Source organism: Methylobacterium sp. E-025, assembly GCF_022829705.1.
Taxonomy (GTDB): domain Bacteria; phylum Pseudomonadota; class Alphaproteobacteria; order Rhizobiales; family Beijerinckiaceae; genus Methylobacterium.
Genome location: NZ_JAKSYR010000077.1, coordinates 1 through 24168 on the forward strand (window position 1 = coordinate 1; position 24168 = coordinate 24168).

Below are 24168 nucleotides of genomic sequence, written 5' to 3' on the forward strand. Positions count from 1 at the left end.
CGAGCGGATCTTGAACCGCGTCCCGTCCTCAGCCTCAACCGCGATCTCGACGTGGTCGCCGACCTTGGCCGCCAGCGCCTGCTTCAGGATGTACGTCGTCACGTCTGCCTTGTCGGCCATGCCAGCTCCTTCACGTTCGCCGCGGGCAACGCCGCACCACACGCTTCGTCGGTGCGGCAGAACCTCGCGGCACCGTGCCGGGGATCACTTTCGGCGGCACGGCATCTCGTCGGCGGCGATCAGGGCCTGGGCGATCGCCACCGTACGGCGGCTCTGATGACGGATGGCATCGAGATCCTCCGGCCGCGGATCGGCGTTCTCGGCTCCGACGATGGCCGACGCGCCGTAAGGGGAGCCGGCCTCGAGCATCGCCTCGTCGGTGTAGCCCGGCGGGAGGATGACCATGCCGAGATGGGCCATCGGCGCGTAGAGCGACAACGTCACCACCTCGGATCCGCCATGCGGCCACGAGGCGACGGCGAAGGCGCCACCGACCTTGCCCGACAGCGCGCCGCGCTTCCATTGCGGGCCGAGCCGATCGAGAAAGGCCTTCAGCTCCGTGGCCATCGCGCCGAAGTAGCACGGCGTGCCGAACAGGATCGCGTCCGCCCACTCCGCATCCTCATGGGTCGGCTCCGGATAGAGCGCGTTCTGTCGCGCGGCGTTCTCGGCCCAGCCGTCGACCTTCGCCATCGCATCGGCGTCGACGACCTCGCGGGCCCGGCGCAGCCGCACCTCGGCGCCGGCCGCACGCGCCGCGTCGGCTGCGGCCAGGGCCAGCGCTTCGACCGAACCGGAGCGGGAATAGAAGGCGATCAGCACGCGGGCCGGATCGAGATCGGATTGGGACACGATGATTTCCTCTTCGAGATCACTCGAAGTAGGGCCGGAAACATCCATGGAACCGAGAGCTGCCAAAGGGCCGCGCCACGATGACGTCGATCCGAACCGTCGCGGCGAATGTTGCAGAGACCCGGCGCGAGGTTTGCCCGTCGTGCCGGATCGACGGTCGATAGCGCCACAGGGGCGGACCTATCGCGCGAGCCGCAAGTTACTTGCTCGATGTCCGGCAAGATCGGACGAGCGAGGTTTCACGGTGGCAGAACAACTCTCCGGGCAGTCCGGTCGACAGGGCAAGCGCGGCAAGCCCGCACTCTACGTGCTGGTGGCCAGCGTCGGGCTGATGATCGCGGCCCTGGTCGGCCTCATGGTGTGGCAGGGAGCCAGCGCGCCGCCCGATTATGCCAGCCAGAGCCAGGCGGCCTCGCGGGCGGAGGTCACGGGATCGACGACCGGCAAGGACGGTGGCACGTCGTCCGCGAACACCGGCGCCGTGCCGGCCGGAAATCCGGCCTACCCGCAGCCCGCGAAGCGAAACGCCAACTGAACCGCACTCGGATCCGGGCGTTCCCGGTGCCGACGTCCAGGTGGGAAAACCCGCAATGACCCTTCGTTCCGAAACGCCACCCGCCCCGGGCAACCTCGATTTCGGCGAGGCGCCGGACAGCGAGAATCCGACCTCGGCGCAGCTGAAGGCCGACATCGACAGCGGCCGGACGGGCGACAAGGCGAGCCACGGCGATGTCGGGGCGGCGCCGCTGGGAACCTGCGACGAGGCCGGGGATACGCCCCCGACCCCGCAGCGGATCAAGCTGGCCCGCGAGACCGAGGCGGCATCCGAGCAGGTTCGGGCGGCGGCCGACGTGCACGGCGAACGATCCTGGGTCATGCCGGTGTTCTACAGCGCGATCGTCGCCATCCCCGTGGTGATCGGCGGCGCACTGATGTTGCTGCGCTGACCGGCGGGATGTGTGTCGGCGCGCTTGGTGCCGAGCCCGTCTCGACCGACGATCGGCTCGGCAGGACGGACGGTGCTGGGTACGCTTGGTCGGGGAAGATTTTCGGTCGGCTAAGGACCTCGCGATCAGGAACATACGAACGTAATGCCGGAGCCTCTGTAGATTTGGCGCACCCGCCGAAACGGCGTGATCCGGTCGCCCGACGCAGCCGCCGGTGTTTCGCATCACCGACCGTTGCCGCTCTCATGTGGCGGGTACCAGCCTTCGGGTCGGTCGGCGGGCTTCGCGTGCCGCTTGCTCGACCGCTGGCGAATTCTAGGACATCGGCCGTCATCGGTATCGCAGCCGGTGCATCGCCCTTTCCCTGTTGGGCGAGATCAACGAACCACAGGGATTGAGCTTTTCCGATTGGTGATGTCGAAAGCAGGCTTCGAATTCCAAGTGCAGCGACGATATTCCTGATTCGCGAAGCTGCTTCTGCCTTCACGCGACCATGCGGCCAATGCGAACGAAGCCGGCAACCAAAGACGTCGACTTCTGTTGGACAACCATGCCGGTGAAGCGCGACCTCGACCACTCCTTCGTTCTCGTCGTCGAGGACGACGACCTCGTGCGCATGTACGCGGTCGAGATGCTGGAGGATGCCGGCTTCGCGGTGATCGAGGCCCGTCAAGCGGACGAGGCCTGGTTCATCCTGCACGAGCGCTCGGACATCGCGGCGATCTTCACCGACGTCGACATGCCGGGGACGATGTGCGGCGTCACACTGGCCGGACGCGTGTCCGCGGCTTGGCCGGACATCCGGCTCGTCCTGACCTCGGGGCGGCACCGGCTCGCCGACACGGAGGTGCCGGACCACGGCCTGTTCGTGCCGAAACCCTATAAGGCAGCCCAGGTCGTCGACGCGCTTCACCACGCAGCCTGAGATCGAGCGGCCGCTCGGCCACCTGCATGGCTCTCATCTGATTCTGCGCGGGAACAGCGCCCGCGATCGTCGCATCACACGATCCGTCGCGGCGCGCCATCCCCGGGATTCGCCCCGATCGCGGAGCGGTTTTCAATCGATCACCTCGACGATGCGACGGGTTCCCGGCTCGACCAGCACCGGATGGTCGTTGACGATGGTGTAGTTGAAGCCCACGAGCTCGAACTCGCGAGGAACGTCGTAGTAGACGATGCCATCCTCCGGCAGCACGGTCCCGACCCGAACCGGGCCGCCGTAAGCGAACGACGGCCGTCGCTCGGCGTGGGTGTAGATCCGGAAGCGTTCGCGGCGGTCGATCCCGAGGATGCCGTTGGCGGTGCCGACGGCCGCACCGATCGCGCCGCCGACGACGGCTCCGAGTGGGCCGGCCATCTCCTCGCCGCGCCGCGAGCCCTCCCGTGCCCCCTGTTGCAGACCCTGCGCCTGCGCGGCCGTGCCGAGGAGGACGAGAAGTGCGGCCGAGGCCAGGGGGTGACGCATCGAATCGATTCCTGAACGAGTGGCGTCCGACGGCGAGAGTCCGCGAACGCCGGCACGGTAGCACCGATCGCGTGCGAGCCGGTGGCGAACGTCATCGGCCCGCGAGACGAAGTCGGCGTCCCGCGATCCGATGCAGCCCGGCGATGTCACCGCTGGCCGTTTCGCTCCTGGGCCGCCCGCAGCCGGTCGAGGAGATCCATGGCCAGGGTGGCGCGTTCCGTCGGCTCGGTGACGGAGCGGCGCAGGACGACGCGTCCCTCTCGGACGACGAGGTCGTCCTCGGCCGGCATCGGCCCGGCCTTGATGCCGGGCCTGAGGTCGGCTGCGATACCCTGCGGGCCGCCGCTCAACCGGGCGACGCCGAGCGCACGGCAGGCCGCACGCAGGCGCCCGAGGGCGAACAGCGCCGAGACGGGTTCCGGCGGAGCACCGAAGCGATCCTCGACCTCGCTCGAAAGCGCCTCGATCGCTTCGATGTCCCGGAGGCGCAGCAGGCGGGTGTAGAGGCTGAGCCTGATCTCGGGCTCGGGCACGTAATCGCCCGGGATGCCGCCGGGAAGCCCGATCTCGATCTCGGGGCACCAATCCTCGGCCTCCTCGCCCTTGGCGAGGCGGAGTGCGAGCTCGAGAAGATGCCGGTAGAGACCGAGGCCGACGAGCTTGGCGTGGCCGGCCTGATCCTCGCCCACGAGATCGCCCGCGCCGCGCAGGTCGAGGTCGCGGGCGCTGATCGCGAAGCCTGCGCCGAGACGGTCCATCGCCTCCAGCGCCCGCATGCGCTGCTCGGCGGCCGGGCTCGGGGGGGCATCGGGATCAAAGAGCAGGTGGACGACGCCGCGGCGCTGGCCGCGCCCAACCCGGCCGCGCAGCTGGTGAAGCTGCGCCAGCCCGAACTTGGCCGCCTCCCAGACCAGCATCGTGTTGGCGCGCGGCACGTCGAGCCCGCTCTCGATGATCGCGGTGGCGAGGAGCACGTCCCCGTCGCCGTCGGCGAAGCGCACCATCGCCTCGTCCATCTCCGACGGTTTCAGGCCGCCATGCGCGACGACGACCTCGAGGTCGGGAACGAGGGCGCGCAGGCGCTCGGCCATCGGCCCGATATCCTCGACGCGAGGACAGACCACGAAGCTCTGTCCGCCGCGCCGGTGCTCGCGAACGAGCGCGTCCTGCAGGGTATCGGGATTGAACGCGGCGACGATCGTGCGGACCGGCTGACGCAGCGCCGGCGGCGTCGCCAGGATGCTGAGGCTCTGAAGGCCGACGAGGGCGGATTGCAGCGTGCGCGGGATCGGCGTCGCGGTGAGCGTCAGCACGTGGCCGCCGCCTGCGAGACGACGCAGGTCCGCCTTGGTCTTCACGCCGAAGCGCTGTTCCTCGTCGATCACCGTGAGGCCGAGATCGGCGAAGGCGACGCCGCGCCCGGCCAGGGCGTGGGTGCCGACGGCCAGCCGCACCGTGCCGTCGGCGAGGCCCGCCTTCACGCGCCTGGCCTCGGCCGGGGATACCAGGCGGGAGAGTTGCGCCACCGCGATGCCGAAGCGGCCGAAGCGTCGGCGCAGCGTCTCGGCGTGCTGGCGCGCGAGCACCGTGGTCGGCGCGATGAGCACCGCCTGCCGCCCGGCGAACACCGCTGCCGCCAGCGCGCGCAGGGCCACCTCGGTCTTGCCGAAGCCGACGTCGCCGCAGACGAGCCGGTCCATCGGCACTCCGGAAGCGAGATCCGTCGACACGGCCTCGAAGGCCGCGGCCTGGTCGTGCGTCGGCGGAAAGCCGAAACCGGCCGCGAAGCGCTCCATCTCCCGAGCCGGAGGCCGGATCGCCGGGACGCCCGCCTCGCGACGTTCGCGGGCCGTCTCCAGCATGTGGCGGGCGGTCCGCGCCATCGTCGCCTCGGCCTCCAGGCGGCGGCGGGCCCATGTGCCACCGTCGAGCTTGTCCAGGGTGACGGCGCTCGGCTCGGAGCCGTAGCGCCAGATCCGGTCGGCCTGGGCGACGGGCACCATCAGGACGGCGTCGTCGGCGAACCGCAGGCGCAGGGCTTCCGTCGCCGGCCTGTCGCCGACCGCAGCGACCTGCTCCAAGCCCTCGAAGACGCACAGGCCGCGGTCGCGGTCGACCGCGACGTCGCCGGGGCGCAGATCGACCTCGCACAGCGGCAGGACGTGGCCTGCGGGACCGACCGGCGCGGCGTCCGGGCCGTAGAGGTCGGCCGCCGCGATCACGGTGGCGCCGTCGGCGTGGAAACCCGCCCCGAGGGGCGCCTGCAGGGCGAGGACCTCCCCCGGTTTGGCCGAGGCCACCTCCGCCCAACCGTCGATCAGGCGAACCGCGCGGTCGGCCACCGCGGATGCTTCGCGCACGAGCCGGCGCAGCGGAAGCGTCGGGCCGGCCAGGACGATCCGCCGCCCGGCCTTCAACTCCGCGCGGAGAACCTTGGCGAAGGCAGCCGTCGGACGCGTGGCCCCCGCCAGGCTCGGCAGGGCGATGTCCTTGGCCGCGTCCCGGGTCGCCGCGGAGAGCGTCCGCGCCTCGACCGCCTTCGTCCAGTCCGAGAGCGACAGATACAGGTCGTCTCCGCGCCCCACGTCGCTCCGGCCGTTCCGCCCGGCGCGCTTCATCGCGCGCGCCTCGTCGATCTGTTCGAAGAAGGCGGCCATCCGCGCGGACGCTCCCTCCTCGACCACGAGGCCGGCATCGGGAAGATAGTCGAGGGGCGTCACCAGGCGTGGGTAGAATCGGGCGAGGGCGTGCTCCTGGCCGGTGAAGGGGCGCAGCCGCTCTTCCGAACCCGCGGCGAGGACGATTTCGGTGGCCGGATCGATCACGAGGCGGTCGACATCTCCGACCGATCGCTGGGTGATCGGATCGTAGACCCGGATCGCCGTGACGCGGCCGTCCGCGTGCTCGATGCGGGACGGCCTGGCCGCGTCGGCCGGGAACACCTCGATGGTGCGGCCGCGCACGGCGACCTCGCCCGGCTCGTCGACGCGCTCGTCCACGACGTAGCCGAGACGGACCAGGGCGGCGGTGATCCGCTCCGGATCGATCCGGTCGCCGATCGCGAGGGGCACGTGCGCGTCGTCCCAGGTCGCTCGTGGCGGGACGCGCTGGGCGAGCGCCGGCCCCGTGGTCATGACGAAGTCCGGCGGCGCTCCCTTACCGCTCAGCCGGCGGAGCACCGCGGCGCGCGCTCCCATCGTCGCCCGGGACGGCGACGCGTGGTCGAACGGCAGGCAGTCCCATTCGGGGTAGACGAGGATCTCGGCGTTCGGAGCGAGCGCGCGCAGGACGCGGGCGAGGTCGTCGAGACGACGCGCGTCGCGCGCGACGTGCACGACCGGCTTCGACGCGTTCGACCGGCTCGATCCGACCTGCGCAGCAATGTCCAGGAGCGAAACCGCGAGCGCCCCAATCGGAACGAGGGGGGCGTCGTCCAGCTGCGCAGGTGCCGGCTCTGCCACCTTCCGTCGACGCTCGGCCATTCCGCACTCCGTCCGCAACCCTTGGGACTCCGGCAACGCGGTTCGGTCCGGACCGGTCCCATCCGAAAGGCAGCTATTCACAGCTCAAGCGTGCGGCGTGCCGCCGCTCGCACCGACCGCCGTCGAGCCCGCGCCACGGTGGCGCGGTCGCGTGGCAGGGCGTCGAACTAGCCGCAGCGTTAGGGCATCTCGGCCTCGACGTGGGCACGGAGAGGAAAGCCGCCAGAAGATCGGCACCGCTCTTGGGGGAACGCACCGCACCGATCCACAAGCTATCCTATGTTAGTGCGAATCCCCTCCGAAGGTGCAGTTCTAGACCATCGCTGACCAGAATCCCGGCCGTCAGCGCCTGCGAGACGCTCGTGCTCCCGCCGTTTCCAGCGCGGCAAATCCCATGGCGGGTCCCGACAACGACGTTCGTGCGGATGGCGCGGGTCGGCGCATCGACGGTGGACGCGCCCCGATCGCCCGGGCGCGCCCATCGATCACGGGACCGGGGCCGGGCCGATGAGCGGGCCGCCGTCGGCAGAACCGGAGGGCGTGCCGTGCTACCGGGCGATGATGTTCGGCGCGGACGGCCGGATGGTCCTGCAGGCCGTGATCGCCGCGGCGGGCGACGACGACGCCAAGGCGCAGGCCCAGGCCCTGGTGGATGGTCACGGTATCGATCTATGGGATCAGCTACGCTTCATCGCTCGGTTCGAGCCGGACCCGACGCCACCGCAAGTCCGAAACGCCGCGGCGCGATCCTCCGATCGCGCAGGGATGCAGATCAGGCCCAACGAAGATCAGTGAACGCATGGACGACGACGACGCACCGATCCCGATCGAGCAGATCCGGCAGCGGGCCTACGACCTCTGGGACCGCAATCACCGCCCCGAAGGCCAGGAAATGCGGTTCTGGGTTCTGGCCGAGCGGGAATTGAAGGCGGAACGGAAGAACCGAGGCGAAAACCGGAACGCCGATCCGCATCATACGTGAGGCTCCGGCACCCGGCGGCCCAAGGCCCCCGGACCGACCAGATCGTCCCGAGGGACGGCCCGCTAGCCCCCTGCGGCGATTTCCTCGAGGCGCTCGGCCGCGTACCGGGCGCGTGCCGCGCCGTCGCTCGCCGACCCCGTGCGCACGCACCAGTCGGTGAACGCGCCCAGCTCGATCGGCACGCGAACGACGTCGACGCCGCTGCGCTGCACCTCACGCTCGACCTGCTCGGCGGGGATGCGCCACGCCTCGTACGACGCCGGCAGCTTGGCGCCATCGACGAGGCCGTGACGGAGCGCGTCGTAGTGCTCGGGGCCGTACCAAGGCAGACCGACGCGGCGCGGGCGACTCATCGGGTACCCTGTGTGTGAAGCGGTCGACATGCGGCGTTCTCTGCGCGTCAGCTACCCGGTCACGGCCGCGGTGACCATCCGGCGCTCGCCGCATCCGCGGCAGAACCGCTCGAACGTGCTCTTGCGCTGGGAACAGGCCGAGCAGCGCTCGAACACCCCAAGCCCGCAATGCGGGCAGAAGTTCGTGGCGGGATCGTCGAGGGCGATCCCGCGCTCGCAGCCGGGACAGACTTTCCGGGCGAGGCGCGCGAGCGCTTCGTCGGTGGCGATCTCGGTGCGGCGCTCGGCATCCGGCCGCGCTTCCACCAGGGCTTGCCGCTCGCGGTAGGCGTGCAGCGCGTTGATCGCGGCGCGGCCGCCCACGAGCGTCAGGACCGCGCCGACGCCGTACTGCACGTAGCCGCCGTAGCTCGGCAGGTAGGGCACCAGCTCGACGAAGAACGCGAAGGCCGCGGCGAAGGCGAATCCCCAGACGAACGGCCAGTTGCGCGTGCGCCGGCGCTTCAACAGAAGCCAACCGGCGAGGATCAGGAGAGGCAGCGTGAGGGCGAGCCGATAGCCGAACACCCGCAGTTCCTGACCGCGCTCGGCCGAAACGAGCCTGGCCTGCGCCTCGGCCTGCAGGGCGTCGTCGGCGGCCGAGAGCGCCGCCTCCCGCTCGCCGAGCTCGAAGGCCGTGCGGTTCAGGCCTTCGAGCCGCTCCTCGACGGCGCGCTCGGCCGCCTTGAGCTGATCCAGCCCCTCGGTGCGGGCGACGAGCCCCGGATCCTGGTCGACGCGCTGGGTGGCGTTGCGGGTCTTCAGCCAGTTCGCGAAGGTCTCGCGCGCCGACTCGGTCGCCGAGCGGGCGGCGTCGAGGGCTAGTTGCGCCGCCTCCGCCTGCCGCCGCGCGTCGTCCTGCTCGCGCCGGATCTGCTTGAGGGCGGCGGCCGAGGCGCGCGCCGGCTCCGGGTTGAGGAACTGATCCACGGTGTAGCGGTGCTCGACCTGCGGCAGGTAGCCGACCACGAGCGAGCCCAGGCCGATCAGGAAGCCCGCAAACAGCAGGGCGACGAGCCACAGGGCGGCGTTGAACCAACGCTCGGATACGCGGGTGCCGTTGGCCACGCTGATCGGTCCTTATCTCTGGAGGAGCTTTGGGCATTCCGGCACGCCGGGGCTCGCCGCCCCCCGCGCGCAGGCCCCGAGGAACGCGTCGAAGCCGTCGATCCCGACCGAGGCGACCGGCATCTCGGCCGCCGGCGTTCCCATCGCGACGGCAAGCCGAGCCGCGACGCGCCGAACGGCGTCCGGTCCGCCGGCGACGCGCGTCGTCGGCCGGCTCACAGGTTGCGCAGGGCCAGGAGCGGCACCAGGGCGGCGAGCGCCACGGGGACGGACCAGTATTCCATCCGAATCCAGAACAGCTTGTGGACCCTGTGCAGCAGCACGCGCTGGTCGGTGCCCGGATCGAGGAGTTCGCGGGGCGACGTGCCGTTGAGGTTTCGGCCGACCAACCAGTTGGCTGCCGCGGCGGCGAGCAGGCCGAGGCTGACGGCGAGGAACGTCAGCTCCGGATGGCCGAGCGCGCGCAGCGCCAGCCCGCCCGAGGCGCCGACGAGAAGGGCGGTGCCGAAAACCACGGGCAGGACCAAAATGCCCCAGCCGGACCAGATGAGCAGCATCACCACCGCCTGAGATTCAATCCAGGTCGCCGCCGAACAGACGACCGCGCCGGCATGATCCGGTCGATCGGTGGCCGCCCGCGCAGGACCATCGAAGTCTCTTGGGCTTGGGATTGAGGCGATGCTATGTTCACGGTCGCGTGAGCATCGGAGCCGGATGGCAGTGGACGAGGTCAGTTCCGGGCGGCATGCTCCGTCCGCGCCAGCGCGTACACGGCTTCGCAGCGTTCCAGCCAGAGATCGCGGGTGAACAGTCGCGAGACCCGTCCATGCGGGACGGTGCGGGGAATGGCGCGTGCCTCGCCGATCGCGCGGGCGAGCGCGGCCACGTCGTTCACGGGCGCGAGGCGGCCGGCCTCGCCGACGACCTCCTCGGCCGCGCCCATGGCGAAGCCCGCGACCGGCACGCCACAGGCCATGGCCTCCACCGCCACGAGGCCGAAGGGTTCGTCCCAGCAGGGCGTGAACAGGAAGACCGAGGCGCGGCCGATCTCGCGCGCCAGCGCGGCGCCGGAGAGGTGGCCGCCGTATCGGATCGAACCGCCGATCTGGGGCGCGACCTCCGCCTCCCAGTACGCCCGGTCCTCGATCGGGCCGAACACGGTCAGCGGCATGCCGGCACGCCGTGCCGCCGCGACCGCGAGATGCGTGCCCTTGATCGGCGCGATGCGCCCGGACCAGACGGCGGTCCCGTCGCCGCGCTCACGATACGGCCAGGCGCCAGGATCGACGCCGTTGTGGAGGACGGACACGCCCGCCGGCACCGCGTCCGGCCACCACAGCGTGTGCTGTGCCTCCGACGTGACGGTGATCCGATGACAGGGCCCGAGGCTTTCGTCCACGAACCAGCGCAGCGCGTCGTAGGGCGGGACATGGAGCGACGTCACGGTCGGCACCACCGCGATGCGCCGGCGTTCCAGGGGCAGCCGGCTCAGGCTGTTGTTGTGGAGCACGTCGAACCCGCCGGCCGCGATCCGGTCGCAGGCGGCGGCGTAGCCGGCGTCGACATGGGCGACGAGGCCGGCGTCGCCGCGATGCTCCAGCCCGGGAAAGCTGCGCTCATGATGCACCGGGATCACGGGATCGACGGCGAAGCGCGGATCGCTGTCGCCAGCGGCGAACAGCACCACTTCGTGCCCGCGTGCCATCAACCCGTCGGCGAGGGCCCAGCTCTGGGCTTCCATCCCGCCCGCGAAGGGGCGCGCTACCGGATGCCGGAGATGGGCGAGGAGCGCGATCCTCACGCAGTCGCCGCCGGGGCGGCTTGGGCTTCGAGGAAGCGGATGACGGACGCCGAGTTGCTGTAGGGCTGGTGGCTCTGCTGGCCGGTGAGCGCGAGATCGCCGGCCTCGGGGTGGCGCAGGATGCGGATCGGCCGATCGGGCGCGTCGTCGATCAGCCCCATCACCTTGAACGCGTAGAGCCAGTGCCCCATGGTGCGGTAGCCCCACTTGGCCTCGAACAGCTCGGCATTGCGCACCACGCTGGCGAGGTGGTGGACCGGCGGCATGTGGTGCGGGTGGTACTGGTGGTAGGCCAGCCCGCCCTTCATCCAGGCGATGGGGATGCCGGCCTGATCGAGGATCTTGCCGAAATCGGTGTCCTCGCCGCCGTAGCCGACGTAGCGCTCGTCGAAGCCGCCGGTGGCGAGGAAGGTGGCGCGCCGGATGGCAAAGTTCAGCGACCAGAAGCAGCGGTAGTCGCGGCAGATCTCGATGCCGGAAGCCGGGGGGCCGCGACGGTCAGAGTGGCGCTCGGCGACCGCGGCGAAGGCCTCGCAGGTCCAGGCGCCCGCCGTGGCCTTCTCGGGCAGGTGCAGGACCTCGCCCATCAGCAGGCCGTCGAGCTCGGCGAGCCCGCGCGCGTAGTCGGCCACGAGGTCGGGGGCCGGGATGCAGTCGACGTCGAGGAAGACGACGGCGTCGCCGCTCGCGGCCGCGACGCCGCGGTTGCGCGCGGCCGCGAGCGGCAGCTCGGTGCCGGGGACCAGGATCTGACGGACCGGGAAGGCCACCTCTGGGAGGTCGTAGGGCGCGTCCTGCATCACCGCGACGATGAACTCGACGGGGGCCTGCGTCTGGCGCTCGAGGCCGAGGAGCACGTTGCGCAGGTGCGCGGGCCGCCCCTTGGCGAGGGTCACGACGGAAACGGTGGACATCGGGCGGTCTGGCTCCTGGACGATCGAGCGCGGGATTGAGCGGGCGGTCAGCGAGCGACGACGGCGAGCGCCGGTCGCTCGGCCGCGCCGCTCCAGAGTTCGTCGGCGAGCCCTTCGAGCCAGCCGGCGGCGCGGGCGGCGGCGTCCGGCGCGTAGAGGCTGCCCAGCGGGGCGGGATCGAGGGTGCGGGCCCGGGCGAGGAGATCGCGCCAGCCCTGCAGATCGCCGGGCCAGACCGGGGCCTGGACCGCGGCGCCCAAACGGACCAGGGCCTCGGCCTTGCGCGTCTGCTCCCCGAAGTAGCGCCATTCCGGCATCACGATCAGGCGGCCGCCCACGCGGGCGACCTCGTGGACCGTGTTGTCGCCGGCCGAGGCCAGCACGATGTCCGCGGCGGCGAGGTAGTCGGTCACCGAGGGCACCCAGCCGAGCTCGCGCAGGTTGGAGAAGTCGGTCTCGTGGCCCTCGCGATGGGTCGGCCCGAGGGTGAGCCACAGGGTCTCGGGGGCGGCGCGCGCGGCCACCGTCAGCGGCGCGTAGGGCGTGCCGCTGCCCCCGCCGCCCGTCACGGCCACGACGATCTCGCGCGCCGGATCGAGGCCGAGCCGTGCGCGCGCCTCGGCGCGACCGGGCACGCCGTCGACGCTGGTGCAGAGGCCGCCGCTGTAGAAGGTCTTGGCCCGCAGGTACGCCGGATAGTCGTCCTGCTCCATCCGCTCGTCGAAGGGGGCGAGCATCCCGACGCAGGCCTCGTAGGCGCCGACATGGCCGATGTCGGAGCGGTCGCCGTGCATGCGGATCTGCACCGCCGGCACGCTGGCGATGCGCGCGAGCAGCGCGATCTCCGCCGAGACGTCGACCACGAACAGGCCGACCTCGCGCTCGTCGAGGTGGTCGAGGATCCGCCGCATGGTCCGCCGCATCTCGGCGAGGCCGAGGGGCACGCAGTGCATCACCTGCGGCGTCGGCTCCGCGTAGAGCCGCGGCGTCGGCACGGACGCGCCGATCATGTTCGGCAGCGGCACGATCTCGATGTCGCGGGAGAAGCCGTCGAACAGCTGGGGGCCGGCCGTGAGCACGGAGACGGGCCGGTCGCGGGCGAATTCGGCGGCGATCGCCATCGTGCGGTTGGCATGGCCCCGTCCCTGATGATGGACGAAGAACGCGATGGGCTTCTTCATGGCTGGAGTGTTCGCAAACCGTCAGGAGAACAGGGCGTCGGGCCGCAGGGCGGCGGCGACCTCGTCGGCGCGCGGCCGGCGGACGAGCCGGATCGCCGGGGCGTCCGCGTCCCAGGCGATCAGCCCGGCGGCCCGGAACTGGTCGAGCCAGTAGGTCATGCACCAGCGTCCGTGCCTTCGGTGGAAGCGGGCGGCGTTGGCGAGGATCGCCTCGAAGTGCTGCAGCGGCGGCACGTGGACCGGGTGGTGCTGGTGGTAGGCGCAAGCCCCCGCCACCCAGAAGGTCGGCAACCCGCCGGCCGCGAGGCGCACGGCGAGGTCGGTCTCCTCCCCGCCATAGCCGGCGTAAGCCTCGTCCATGCCCCCGACGGCGTGCCAGGCGCGGGCCGGCAGAGCGAAGGACAGGCCCCAGAGCTGGCCGGGATCCGGCTCCGGGCGCAGGCCCGTTCGCGGCACCGCCGGCCGCGCCGGATGCCTCTGCCCGGCCCGCGCAAGCGCCGCATCGTCGGCGGCATTCCCCGCCTCGGACCCGGGCGGCAGATACAGCACCTCGCCGAGGAACAGGCTCTCGGCCTGCGCCGCCGCTCGGCGATAGGCCGCGACGAGGCCGAGAGACGGGATGCAGTCGACGTCGAGGAAGATCAGCAGCTCGCCGCGGGCGGCCTCGGCCGCGCGGTTGCGGGCGGCGGCGAGCGGCATCGGCTCGCCCGCCACGTGGAGGTGACGCACGGGACAGCCCGGGTCCGGCAGGTCCGGCGCGGGTTCCGGCTGCATCCAGGCGATCACCAGCTCCCGCGGGGACGCGGACTGGCGCGCCAACCCATGCATGAGGTTGCGCAGACGGTCGGCCCGGCCGCGGACCAGCGTCAGCACGCTCGCGGAGGGCACATGCGAAGGCTCAACCGGCATCGGCCAGCATCCGGCGGAAATGGCCGACGCCCTCGATGATGCCGCGGGCGTGCGAGGTGCGGGCGACGTAGGAATGCTTCAGCGCGGCATGGCTCGCCAGATCGTCGGAGTAGTTGGCCACGATGATCGCCTGCGCCTGGGCGCGCAGCATCTCGACGTCGTTCCCGGAATCGCCGGCGACGAACACGGCCCGCTCCGGCAGGCCGTAGAGCGCCCGGACGTGGGCGACCGCCGTCCCCTTCGAGGCCGCTGCGGGCAGCACGTCGAGGTAGCGTCCGTGGCTGTGGATCACGCTGGCGCGGTGCCCCGCCTGCACGAGACGGGCGCGCACCGCCCGTGCCGTCGTCGCGTCCCCGAAATAGCTGAGCTTGTGCCCGCGCTGCTCGAGCGGGCCTTGCGGCACGAGCCCGTCGAGATCGGCGAGCGCCGCACGGACGCCGGAGCGGTCCCACCCGGTCGAGACGACTGCGCGCCAGGCCAGGTCTGCCGTATAGGTCACGCCGTTGGGATCGAGATGGTAGATCTCCGAGCCGACCGAGGTGATCATCACCTGCGGGCGCGGGCTGGCCTGCTGCTCGAGGATCGCCATCGCGGAGTGGAAGGAACGGCCGGTGGCGACGCCGAAGGCCAGCCCCGCCTGGCGGCTGTGCCAGCGCCGAAAGATGCCGAGCGACGCCGCGCAGCCGACGAGGGTGTTGTCGATGTCGCAGACCAGCAGCTGACGCGGCCCGGCCAGCGGCGGCTCGGGCGCCAGCAGCGCCCGCAGCAGATCGTGGTAGCGGGCGGCGTGCTGGTCCCAGTCGTAGGCGGCGGCCGCGCGGGCGCCGCCCGCGACGCAGGCCGCATACAGATCGGGCTCGTCGAGGATCCGCAGGCACGCGGCGGCGATCGCATCCGGCGCGCGCGGGTCGACGAGGAGGCCGTTGCCGCAGGTCTCGACGATGTCGTTGGGGCCGCCGCTGTCCGTCGCCACCAGCGGCAGGCCGGCGGCGGAGGCTTCGAGGAGCGTCAACCCGAACGGCTCGTTGAGGGCGGGGTTCACGAACACGCCGCCGCGGGTGCGGGCATAGGCGTAGATCGCCGGCACGTCCTCCGGGTCGTGGGTCTTCGGATAGGCGACGCGGCCGTAGAGATCGTAGCGGTCGATCAGCACCAGGATCTCGCGCAGGGTCGCGGGCATGTCGCCGTCGAGCGCGTCGATGTCCTCGCGCATGCCGGCCATCAGGACGAGGTTGGCGCGGGCCTGAAGCTCCGGGCTCTCCCCATAGGCCCGCACCAGCGCCGCGAGGTTCTTGCGCGCCACCGGCCGGGCGAGAGCCAGCAGCGCAGGCTTACTCGGATCGTGCAGGAAACGGTCGATGGTGGCATCGACCCGCGGAAGGGGCTCGGCCGCGGTGAATCGCGCCAGATCGCTGCCCGGCGGCAGGACACGGATGCGGCCGGGATCGTAGGCCGCGTAGCCGGCATACTGCACTTCCGCCTCGTCGCGGGACGAGGCGATGATCAGGCTGGCGCGGGCCAGGGCCCCTTCCTCGGCGGCGATGCGAGGCGCGAGATCGGAGCCGTTCTCGGCGCCTGCGCCGAGGATCGACGCCTTGACCCGTCCGAGCGAGTGGGCGGTGAACACGAAGGGGATCCCGAGCGCGTCCTCGACCAGCCGCGCGACCGAGGCCGCTTCGGCGTAGTGGGCGTGGATCAGGTCGGGCGCCCGCGCCTGCCGGCCGATCCAGGCCGTGAGGTTCCGGGCGAAGCTCGCGACCTCCGCGTGCATCTCCTCCTTCGACCGGTAGGCCGGCGACGCGCTCGCGAGCCGCACGAGCTCGACCTTGTCGGAGATCCGCTCTTCGGGCACGGCGTAGTCCGGGCCATGGATGCCGTCGAACAGCCGCGTCGCCATCACGATCCGCTCGATGCCGGCATCCTGAGACGAGGCCGCGACGAGGTCGAGCAGATAGCGGATGTGGCCGCCGGTGTCGGCGGTCAGCCCGAACGCGACGCTGCCGCCGCGAAGGCAGCCCTGCAAGGCGACATGCAGGACGAACATCAGGCCGCCGGCGTCTCGGGCGTGCCGGGACGAGAGAACGCTGCAGGTGAGGTACCCATCGTGATCCGCGTCGCCCAAGTCGCCCCGAACATCTTCCCCGTTCCCCCTGAGCATCACGGCGGCACGGAGCGGGTCATCCACGACCTCGGCACGGCGCTCAGTGGCTTGGGGGTGGAGGTAACACTGTTCGCCCCCGCCGACAGTGCGACAGACTTGCCGCACGTGGGCGATCACCCGAGTCTTTCGGCCCTCGAACGCCGCCATGGACGCGTCGCGCCCGGCGTCCCGGCGGCGCTGGACGCCCTGCAGCTCGAGGCGCTGCGGCTGCGCCTCGACCGGTTCGACATCGTGCATTGCCATGGCGAGTTCGCGCATGCGGCGCTTCTCGGCGCGCGACGGCGCCACAGCCTTACGACGGTGCACTGGCGCGTGGACGAGCTCGACCGGGCATTGTTCTTCGCGGGCTTCCCCGACCTGCCGGTCGCGGCGATCTCGGCGGCGCAGGAGGCCGGCATCCCGGCCGCGAACCGGGCGGGGATCGTGCATCACGGCATCGCGCGGGACCGCTACGCCCTGCAGACGCAGCCCGGCGCGCACGTCGCCTTCGTCGGCCGGATGACCGACCAGAAGCGGCCGGACACCGCGATCCGCGCTGCGCGCGCCGCCGGCATCCCGATCCGGCTCGGCGGCACGGTCGACGTCGGCAACCCGGACTACTTCGAGCACAGGGTCCGCCCGCTGCTGGGTGACGACGCGACCTATCTCGGACCCGTGGACGATCGCCGGAAGGGGGAACTGCTGGGCGACGCGCGGGCGCTGCTGTTCCCGATCGACTGGCCGGAGCCCTTCGGCCTGGTGATGATCGAGGCGATGGCCTGCGGCACGCCGGTGGTGGCCTGGAACCGCGGCTCCGTGCCGGAGATCGTCGAGGACGGCGTGACGGGCTTCATCGTGTCTTCCGAAGCGGAGGCGGTCGCCGCGCTCGGGCGGATCGAGCAGATCGACCGCGCCCAGGTCCGCGCGCGCTTCGAGGCACGCTTCACCGCCGAGCGCATGGCGGCCGACTACCTCGCCCTGTATCGCCGCCTGCTCGCCGCCTGATGCGGGTCGCCTACCTCGCCTGGGACTACCCGCCGGCCCCGAGCGGCCTCTCGACCGCGGCGCGCGAGATCGCGGAGAGCCTCGCCATGGCCGGCGCCGACGTGACGGTCTTCGCCCTCGACCGCACCGGCCGCGAGCGCATCGGCGGCGTGACCGTTGTCGGGATCGCCCTGCCGCCGGGCGGCGTGCTGGCGCGCCTGCGCCGCTGGGGCTCGGCCGGCCACCTCGCGGCCCCCCTCGCCTTCCGCCGCGCGGTGCGCGCGGTCCACGCGCACGCACCGTTCGACGTGGCGGAGGCGACGAACTGGTACGCCCCCGCCGTGCTGCTGGCCCGGCGCCGGGACCTGCCGCTGGTGACGCGAAGCTCGACGCCGGCGGCCTTCACGCGCGACGCCCCCGCCTCGCTGCGCGACGGGTTCGACGGCCGCACCGCCGACGCGCTGGAGCGTGCCCAGGCGCGCGGCAGCGCCGGCTTGATCGCCAACACGGCCGAGCACGGGGCGGTGATCGCCCGGGCCTACGCTCTGTCCGGCCGGCAGCCGGAAGCGGTGATCGGCCTCAGCCTGCCGCCGGAGATCACGGCGGCCGCGCGGGGCGCGGCCTATCCGGACCATTCCGAGCTGGTGCGCCTGCTCTTCGTGGGACGGGCGGAGGCGCGAAAGGGCTTCGACGCCCTGCTCGGAGCGATCGCGATCCTCGCCGACGAGGCCGCGTTCGGATCGGTTCCGCCCTTCGTGCTCGATCTCGTCGGCGTGCCGCCGTCGGACCTCCCGGGCGATCTGCCCGGTGGGGCGCAGGCCCACATCCGCGCGCGCGGGCGGGTTCCCGCCGACGAGCTCGCCGAAGCCTACGCCGCCGCCCACGCGGTGCTCGCCCCCTCCCGCTACGAGAGCTTCGGCCTCGTCTACCAGGAGGCCCTGGCCTATGGACGCCCTGTGGTGGCCTGCGCGCTGGATGCCAGCGCCCGCGCCTTCGTCGGCGACCCCGGCGCGGGGCCCTTGGCACGGGACGCGACCGGCCCGGCGCTCGCCGACGCCCTCCGCCCGCTGCTCGCCGACCCGGGCCTTCGCCTGGCCTACCGAACTCGTGCGCTCGCGGCGGCCGGACGCTTCAACCGGGCGGCCCTCGGCCGCGAGACCCTCGATCTGTACGCGCGCGCCATCGCGGCGAGCCGCGCTCGGGCGGCGCGCTGAGCCGAGCCCCGAACCGGGCGCTCAGTCGCGAAACGGCCGCAGCAGCGCCGCCTCTTCCTCCGGGCGCCCGCGTCCGGGGGCGAGGCTCTCGTAGCGCCGCGAGCGCGCCAGGACGTGCGCGCGGCCGAGATGATGCTCGATCGCCCCGTGCAGCGCGATGACGCTGCGTGGCCAGCCGCCGTCGAGCACCGGCCGCTCGTGCACGCGGCCGCCATAGCGCACGCTCCTGCGGTTCAGCCGGTACTGGACGTCCGGGTAGACGTCGGAGAGGACGCCGTCGACGCGGTTCCGGCGCGGCAGCCCGACCGAGAGAACATCGCCCGCCTCGGCCAGGCCCGCAAGCGCCGGGAGGCGGCGGCCCGCGGTGGCGTCGAGGGTTTCGTCGGCGTCGAGCTGCAGCATCCAGGGATGGCGGGCGAGGTCCTGGAGGGCGTTGCGCTGTGCGCCGAAATCGCCGTCCATCGGCCGCGCGGCCACGCGCACTGCACCGTGCGCGAAGCCGGCGGCGGCCATGGCGCGCGGCGGACCGGCCGATGCATCGAGCAGGACGACCACGTCGTCGGTCCAGGCTGCGTGGGCCTCGACGCCGGCCAGGACGCGCTCGAGATCCGCAGGGCGACAGAGCAGGCCGAGGGAGACCGGCATCGTCTCCCCCACGTCGAGGGCGTAGAGGTCCGCCTGCGCGGCGCGGATGCCGTGCGGCCGGCGCAGATCCGCACGGCCATCCCCGTCGCGCGCGCGAATTCCGAGACCGGCTCCGGTCGCGGCGCTGCGCAGGGTGTAGAGGTCGAGCCCGTAGGCGCCGTCCGGGTCCGGAACGAAGGCCGGTGCGGCGAGGCGTTCCGCGAGATCGGCGCGGCAGCGGTCGGGATCGGCATCCGCCGTCAGCAGGAGCCCGCAGGAGGCGCAGGCGAGCGGAAAATTGCGGCGGCGACCGCCCGGATACGTGAGATGCCGTTCGGTCGGCTGCAGCATGTCTGCGGCGCAGACGAAGCATCGGCGCATCATCGGTCCAACCCTCCCGCTCCGCCGCCGCACCTTGCCGCGTGGGGCCGACGCCATACCTCCGCTGCTCCTCGAACCCCAGCCGCATGTGAACGCACCGGTCGATCCCTCACGCGCCCACGATGCGCCCCGGACCGGTGCGCTCAGGATCTCGGGTTCCCGACTCGCCATCGTCGGCAACGCGCCGGGGATCGAGGCCGCCGCCGCGATCGACGCGGCGCCCTCGGTGGTGCGCTTCAACAACGCGGCGGGCTTTCGCGGACGCACCGGCTCGCGTGTCACCCACCTCGCCCTGGTCAACCGCGGCGGCCAGATGCGGGAATGGCTGGCTGACCCGGGCTTCCTCGACCGCCCGGTGGTTCGCGCGGCCGAGGCCTTCATCCTGCCGTTCCCGATGCTTCCGGCGGAGCACAACCGACCCGAGCAGGTGTGCTGGACCCGTGAGGCGCTGGCGCTGCTGGCTCCGCTCGGTAAGCCGGTTCACGTCCTGCCGGAAGACCTGCACCGCGAGGGTGGCCTGCGCCTCGGCGCCGGCACCATGGGACGGCCGAACCCGAGCACCGGCTTCCTCGTGACCCTGGCGCTCCTGCTCGGCCGGCCCTCGTGGTCCGGGCCGGTCGACGCCTACGGCTTCGGCTTCGCCGGCTGGCCCGGTCATCCCTGGGCGGCCGAGCGTGCTTGGTTCGCCGAAGCCGAGGCGTCCGGCCAGCTCCGCCTTCACCCGTCCGGATGACCGGCCCTACCGGGACCGTCCCCGCAACATGATCGAGTTCCGCGCATGACCACCATCGTCACCGTCCTGAAGGGCGGCGGCCGCTACGACGCGACCTGGGTCGAGCGCCTCGCCCGCGGCGTGCGCCGCCACGCCCCGGCGTTCGAGCGGATCCTCTGCCTCACGGACCTTCCGCTCGCCGTCGCCGGCGTCGAGCGGGTTCCGCTGCGGCACGATTGGCCGGCCTGGTGGGCGAAGATGGAGGCGTTCCGCCCCGGCCTGACGCGGGGACCGACGCTGCTGTGCGACCTCGACACGGTCCTCACCGGGCCATGCGATGCGCTGGCCGAGCCAGGGCTCGCCGCGATGGAGGATTACTTCCACGAGGGGCGGCTCTCCAGCGCCCTGCTGCGCTGGGACGGGGGCGAGCTGGATTTCCTCCACGCCGCGTTCGCGGCCGAGCCCAAACGCTGGATGCGGGCCGGTTCGTGCGGCCCGGTCCCCAACGGGGTGCACGGCGATCAGGTCGTGATCGACCACCTGCTGCGCCGCGCGGGCCTGCGCCCGGACTTTATCCAGCGCCGGTACCCCGACCTCCTCGACTTCTACGATCCGCGGCGGGCCGAGCACGGCCCGGTGGTGATCTTCATCGGCGATGCCAAGCCCGATACCGCAACCGGGCCGGTGCGGGCGGCGTGGGCCGAGCCCTGACCGCGCCGCGCGCCCTTACCTCAACGCGGCCGGCCTCAGCGCGGCCGGTCGTCGCCCGCTAGGCTGCCGACGCGCTCCGCGGCGAAGCGCTCGCGCAGCCAGGCCGCGGCGGGGCCGCAAGGCCGCTGCTTGTGCCAGACCAGCTCGAGGGCGATCGGCCAGTCGCCCTTGTCGAACTGCAGGTCCGGCGTGACGAGGTCCGGCGCGGTCTGCGAGGCGGCGATGACGTGGTCGGTGACGAAGGCCCAGCCGATCCCGTGCTTGACCATCTCCAGGATCACCCAGTGGCTCTCGACCCACCAGACCTCGGCGGCCACGCGAAGGCGGCGCTTCTCCGGCCCGTCGCCGCGCGCGGCGACGAGGATCTGGCGGTGGCGCTTCAGCTCCTCCCAAGCGACCCGCGCCTTCGCCAGCGGGTGATCGCGCCCGCAGACGAGCTTGAGCGGCACCCAGCCGATGGTCTGGAAGCCGAGCTCCGTCGGCAAGACCTCCTGGCGCCACATCACTCCGAGGTCGGCGGCGCCGGACTGCACCATGCGGCTGACGTCCTCCATCAGCGGGAAGAGCAGCTCCAGTTCCACCGATGGGAAGTGCCGGGCGAAGTCGGCGAAGAGCGCGCCGAGCGCGTGCTCGGGATAGAGCTCGTCGATGGCGACCACGAGCCGGTTCTCTACCCCCTGCTCGAGGCTGCTCGCGACTCCGATCAGGTGCTCCCGCCGGTCGAGCACCACCCGCGCCTCCAGCAACAGCCGTTCCCCCGCCGGCGTGAGCACCGGGTTCCGGCCCGCCCGGCTGAACAAGGCCAGGCCGAGATCCGTTTCGAGGTTCGCCACCTGCGTGCTGACCGCCGACTGCGCCTTCCGCAGCACGCGGGCGGCGCCGGAGAAGGACCCGGCCTCGGCCGCCGCCACGAAGGCCTGAAGCTGATCGAGCGAGACCGCCATCCATCGGTTTCCGAGATACGTACCAACTTGCCGGGCCGGATATCGCAGATAGAACGCGGTCGACCAACGAGGTTTTTTCGGGCCAGACCATGCGAACCACCCGCGACCGCATCCGCCATGCCATCCTGTTCGAGGTGATCGGGCTCGCGCTCATCATCCCGCTCGGGACCCTGCTGTTCGGGCTGCACGCCGCCGACATGGGCGTGATCGGCGTCGGAAGCGCGTTGGTCGCGATGGCGTGGAACTACGCCTACAACCTCGGCTTCGACCGCGCGATGCAGCGGCTGGTCGGGCATACGCGCAAGAGCCTCCCCCTGCGGGTGGCGCACGCCGTGCTGTTCGAGGCCGGGCTGCTCGTGATCCTGCTGCCGCCGATCGCCTGGTATCTCGGCATCGGCCTCGTCGAGGCTCTGGTGATGGATCTCGCGATCGCGGGCTTCTACGTGGCCTACGCCTTCCTGTTCAATCTGGCCTACGACCGGACGTTTCCGCTGCAGAGCTGGGCCGACGCCGCGGCGGAGCCCTCGGCTTGAGCCGCGGCGACGCTACGCGACCACGAGGGTCAGGGCGCGGTCGGCCGGGCCGAGCTCGACCCGCCGGCCCCAGTCGAAGGCGATGAAGTCCTGCTCGATCCCGTCGGCGAAGACCACGCCGCCCTCGTTCATCCGCGAGGTCACCGCCAGCGCCGTGCCTTTCAGCTTGCCCGCCCGCACGGCGGTGCCGGTGGCGACGCTCGGGAACGGCTCGCGCACCCAGTAGCCGACCGCCGCCTCCTCGCTTCCGATACCGACCGTGAGGTGCGTCGCCTCCCCGATCGAGCGGGCCCAGCCGGTCAGGCCGGTCCCCGAGGCGACGATGAGACCGCTCGACGATTGGTCCTCGGCCATGCCCGCCGCCTCGATCCGGTAGCGCGCCGATTGATGGCTGCGATGGCCGACGAAGATCTCGTTGAGCGCCAGCAGCCGCTCGCCGGTGTCGAGCACGCCCTGAACCATGGTGCGGCGCTCCACCGGGGCCGCCCCGGCGACGCTCGCCGGGAGCAGCGCGGGCAGGCGCCCGACCGCGATCCGCGCCAAGGCGCCGTCGTAGAGGTCCGGGTCCGGGTTGACGCCGATCACCGGCTGATCGCGCAGGTACTTCGCCACGTTGGCGACGAGCCCGTCCTGGCCCACCGTCACGACGACGTCCTCGGGGGCGAACAGGAAGCGATCGAGGTCGACGCGCCGGGTCAGAGCCTGCCGCCAGTCCCCCGGCACCGCCGCCCGCGCCTGCCCTAGCACGGTGTGGAACCTGAGGTGGCGCGCCTCGACCTCGGCCAGGCTCTGGCCGCGGCTCTCCAGGAAGAAGCGGGCCTGCCCGCGGGTGGCGTGGCGGGCGAGCAGGGCCTCGTAATCGGTGTCGCGGATAACGAACACCGCCCGCGGGGTGATCACCGGCATGGCACGACGCCTAGCGCGAGGCGGCCGCGAGCGGCGGCACCAGCTTGCGGAACTCGCCCAAGGCGGCGGCCAGCAGGTCGGGCGTCACGTTGACGTGCTCGATCGTCTCGAGCTTGCCCGCGAGTTCGCGCGCGGCCAGCCCGAGCAGCACGGCCGGCGGGAGATCGCGATAGATCGCGGCGCGGCGCTGCTCGGCCTCCGCCCGGGCACCTTCCACGAGGCGGATGCGCTCGGCCTTGGCCGCCGCTTCCAGCCCCTGCGCCTCGGCGAGGCCGGCGGCACGGTCGCGGGCGTTCTCAGCCTCCCGCGCGATGAGCAGCGCCTCGCGCCGGGCCAGTTCCGTCCGCGTCTCGAGCTCGTTCTCCGCGATGGCCCGCTCCTTCTCCACCGCGAGGGCGCGCCGCGCGAAGGTCGCCGCGTCCGCCTTCTGCTGAAGGGATTCGAAGGTCGGCGTCTGAAGCGCGCGCTCAAGCTCGCTCGACGGCGCCAGGTTGGTGAGCCGCACCGAGACCACCGCGATGCCGATCTCCGCCAGGGCCGGCGCCGCCTCCAGGACCGATTGGAGGGCGACGCGCAGGGGCTCGGGGCCGGCATCGAGGAGGCCGCCGACCGGGTTCCCGCCGATCGCCTGCAGGACCGCTTGGCCGGCGATGCCGCCGAGACGCGCCTCGATGCGCTCGATCGGCTCGCCCTGAGGCCTGCCGGTGCGCAGCCCGAGCGAGAAGTCGACCCGGCTCGCCAGCAGTTCCGGGTCGACCACGCGCCAGCCGATCGTCCCCTGCACCACGATGGTCTGGAAGTCCCGGCTGCGGCCGCGCACGAACAGCGTCATCTCGCGGTCGTCCATCGGCACCTCGCTGATGCTCGCGGTCTCCGGCCGGAACCAGAAGACGAGGCCGCGCCCGCTCTGCCGGATGCGACCGTTGCGGTAGCGGATAACGTGGCTGCTCGCCTCGCTCTTCAGTTGCGCGACCGGACCGATGTTGCGGATCGTAGCCATGGGACCCTCCTCGTGGGGGTGGAGCC

Annotated in this window: 25 protein-coding genes; 10 read left to right on the forward strand and 15 right to left on the reverse strand. The window is 72.1% G+C overall.

The genetic code is table 11. From position 1 onward, the window contains the following. Positions 1 to 204: 204 nt before the first annotated feature. The gene (wrbA, locus tag MKK64_RS08555; protein ID WP_243933588.1) at positions 205 to 852 is read right to left on the reverse strand and encodes an NAD(P)H:quinone oxidoreductase; all 648 of its coding nucleotides are present in this window, start codon (positions 850 to 852) and stop codon (positions 205 to 207) included. A 244-nt stretch (positions 853 to 1096) separates the two neighbouring features. On the opposite strand from wrbA, the gene MKK64_RS08560 reads away from it, so the two are divergent. The 3 genes from MKK64_RS08560 to MKK64_RS08570 all read left to right on the forward strand — a co-directional run bounded on the left by MKK64_RS08560 (position 1097) and on the right by MKK64_RS08570 (position 2724). Continuing rightward, positions 1097 to 1387 carry a hypothetical protein gene (locus MKK64_RS08560; protein ID WP_147727702.1) on the forward strand — a complete coding sequence of 97 codons (291 nt, stop codon included), beginning with the start codon at positions 1097 to 1099 and terminating at the stop codon, positions 1385 to 1387. 55 nt (positions 1388 to 1442) lie between these two features. Further along, positions 1443 to 1799 carry a hypothetical protein gene (locus MKK64_RS08565; RefSeq protein ID WP_243933590.1) on the forward strand — a complete coding sequence of 119 codons (357 nt, stop codon included), beginning with the start codon at positions 1443 to 1445 and terminating at the stop codon, positions 1797 to 1799. Positions 1800 to 2349: 550 nt separating this feature from the next. Beyond that, the gene (locus MKK64_RS08570; RefSeq protein WP_147727700.1) at positions 2350 to 2724 is read left to right on the forward strand and encodes a response regulator; all 375 of its coding nucleotides are present in this window, start codon (positions 2350 to 2352) and stop codon (positions 2722 to 2724) included. 132 nt (positions 2725 to 2856) lie between these two features. Here the strand turns inward: MKK64_RS08570 and MKK64_RS08575 are convergent, their stop codons facing one another. Continuing rightward, a complete protein-coding gene (locus tag MKK64_RS08575; RefSeq protein ID WP_243933592.1) occupies positions 2857 to 3264 on the reverse strand; it encodes a DUF1236 domain-containing protein in 408 nt (135 codons plus the stop codon). 146 nt (positions 3265 to 3410) lie between these two features. After that, a complete protein-coding gene (locus tag MKK64_RS08580; protein WP_243933601.1) occupies positions 3411 to 6746 on the reverse strand; it encodes a helicase-related protein in 3336 nt (1111 codons plus the stop codon). Between the two features lie 507 nt (positions 6747 to 7253). Here MKK64_RS08580 and MKK64_RS08585 point away from each other — a divergent pair. Next, positions 7254 to 7541: a hypothetical protein gene (locus tag MKK64_RS08585; protein WP_243933603.1), complete on the forward strand. Its 288-nt coding sequence runs from the start codon at positions 7254 to 7256 to the stop codon at positions 7539 to 7541. A gap of 4 nt (positions 7542 to 7545) precedes the next feature. Next, positions 7546 to 7728: a DUF2934 domain-containing protein gene (locus MKK64_RS08590; protein ID WP_147727696.1), complete on the forward strand. Its 183-nt coding sequence runs from the start codon at positions 7546 to 7548 to the stop codon at positions 7726 to 7728. 62 nt (positions 7729 to 7790) lie between these two features. On the opposite strand, the gene MKK64_RS08595 is transcribed toward MKK64_RS08590, so the two are convergent. From MKK64_RS08595 to MKK64_RS08630, 8 genes are all read right to left on the reverse strand, one after another. Next, positions 7791 to 8081 carry a hypothetical protein gene (locus tag MKK64_RS08595; RefSeq protein ID WP_243933605.1) on the reverse strand — a complete coding sequence of 97 codons (291 nt, stop codon included), beginning with the start codon at positions 8079 to 8081 and terminating at the stop codon, positions 7791 to 7793. Positions 8082 to 8132: 51 nt separating this feature from the next. Continuing rightward, positions 8133 to 9188, reverse strand: a complete 1056-nt coding sequence (locus MKK64_RS08600; protein WP_243933607.1) for a zinc ribbon domain-containing protein — start codon at positions 9186 to 9188, stop codon at positions 8133 to 8135. 215 nt (positions 9189 to 9403) lie between these two features. After that, the gene (locus MKK64_RS08605) at positions 9404 to 9745 is read right to left on the reverse strand and encodes a hypothetical protein (RefSeq protein ID WP_243933613.1); all 342 of its coding nucleotides are present in this window, start codon (positions 9743 to 9745) and stop codon (positions 9404 to 9406) included. A 173-nt stretch (positions 9746 to 9918) separates the two neighbouring features. Then, complete coding sequence (locus MKK64_RS08610; protein ID WP_243933620.1) at positions 9919 to 10989, reverse strand: glycosyltransferase; 1071 nt, start codon at positions 10987 to 10989, stop codon at positions 9919 to 9921. Next, a complete protein-coding gene (locus MKK64_RS08615) occupies positions 10986 to 11903 on the reverse strand; it encodes a galactosyltransferase-related protein (protein ID WP_147729707.1) in 918 nt (305 codons plus the stop codon). Before MKK64_RS08615 ends, MKK64_RS08610 begins: the two co-directional genes overlap by 4 nt. Before the next feature lie 47 nt (positions 11904 to 11950). After that, entirely contained in the window at positions 11951 to 13084 is a 1134-nt protein-coding gene (locus MKK64_RS08620; RefSeq protein ID WP_243933622.1) for a glycosyltransferase, read from the reverse strand. 21 nt (positions 13085 to 13105) lie between these two features. Beyond that, a complete protein-coding gene (locus tag MKK64_RS08625) occupies positions 13106 to 13993 on the reverse strand; it encodes a glycosyltransferase family 2 protein (protein WP_243933624.1) in 888 nt (295 codons plus the stop codon). Continuing rightward, positions 13983 to 16037 carry an HAD-IIB family hydrolase gene (locus tag MKK64_RS08630; RefSeq protein WP_243933625.1) on the reverse strand — a complete coding sequence of 685 codons (2055 nt, stop codon included), beginning with the start codon at positions 16035 to 16037 and terminating at the stop codon, positions 13983 to 13985. Before MKK64_RS08630 ends, MKK64_RS08625 begins: the two co-directional genes overlap by 11 nt. Before the next feature lie 60 nt (positions 16038 to 16097). On the opposite strand from MKK64_RS08630, the gene MKK64_RS08635 reads away from it, so the two are divergent. Beyond that, a complete protein-coding gene (locus MKK64_RS08635; protein ID WP_313898897.1) occupies positions 16098 to 17138 on the forward strand; it encodes a glycosyltransferase family 4 protein in 1041 nt (346 codons plus the stop codon). Then, entirely contained in the window at positions 17138 to 18331 is a 1194-nt protein-coding gene (locus MKK64_RS08640) for a glycosyltransferase family 4 protein (protein WP_243933629.1), read from the forward strand. The genes MKK64_RS08635 and MKK64_RS08640 overlap by 1 nt, the downstream gene beginning before the upstream one ends. A 21-nt stretch (positions 18332 to 18352) precedes the next feature. Here the strand turns inward: MKK64_RS08640 and MKK64_RS08645 are convergent, their stop codons facing one another. Next, complete coding sequence (locus MKK64_RS08645) at positions 18353 to 19336, reverse strand: hypothetical protein (protein WP_243933664.1); 984 nt, start codon at positions 19334 to 19336, stop codon at positions 18353 to 18355. Positions 19337 to 19484: 148 nt separating this feature from the next. Here MKK64_RS08645 and MKK64_RS08650 point away from each other — a divergent pair, with 148 nt between their 5' ends. Both MKK64_RS08650 and MKK64_RS08655 read left to right on the forward strand, forming a co-directional pair. Continuing rightward, complete coding sequence (locus MKK64_RS08650) at positions 19485 to 20069, forward strand: hypothetical protein (protein ID WP_147859099.1); 585 nt, start codon at positions 19485 to 19487, stop codon at positions 20067 to 20069. 45 nt (positions 20070 to 20114) lie between these two features. Beyond that, positions 20115 to 20759, forward strand: a complete 645-nt coding sequence (locus MKK64_RS08655; RefSeq protein ID WP_243933631.1) for a hypothetical protein — start codon at positions 20115 to 20117, stop codon at positions 20757 to 20759. Positions 20760 to 20794: 35 nt separating this feature from the next. On the opposite strand, the gene MKK64_RS08660 is transcribed toward MKK64_RS08655, so the two are convergent. Continuing rightward, a complete protein-coding gene (locus MKK64_RS08660; RefSeq protein ID WP_147842448.1) occupies positions 20795 to 21703 on the reverse strand; it encodes a LysR family transcriptional regulator in 909 nt (302 codons plus the stop codon). Between the two features lie 89 nt (positions 21704 to 21792). Here MKK64_RS08660 and MKK64_RS08665 point away from each other — a divergent pair, with 89 nt between their 5' ends. Then, on the forward strand, positions 21793 to 22236 hold the full coding sequence (locus MKK64_RS08665; RefSeq protein WP_147842447.1) for a PACE efflux transporter: 444 nt from the start codon (positions 21793 to 21795) through the stop codon (positions 22234 to 22236). Between the two features lie 12 nt (positions 22237 to 22248). On the opposite strand, the gene MKK64_RS08670 is transcribed toward MKK64_RS08665, so the two are convergent. Continuing rightward, the gene (locus tag MKK64_RS08670) at positions 22249 to 23142 is read right to left on the reverse strand and encodes a hypothetical protein (RefSeq protein ID WP_243933633.1); all 894 of its coding nucleotides are present in this window, start codon (positions 23140 to 23142) and stop codon (positions 22249 to 22251) included. A gap of 10 nt (positions 23143 to 23152) precedes the next feature. Continuing rightward, positions 23153 to 24142 carry an SPFH domain-containing protein gene (locus MKK64_RS08675; protein ID WP_243933635.1) on the reverse strand — a complete coding sequence of 330 codons (990 nt, stop codon included), beginning with the start codon at positions 24140 to 24142 and terminating at the stop codon, positions 23153 to 23155. Between the last annotated feature and the right edge of the window lie 26 nt (positions 24143 to 24168).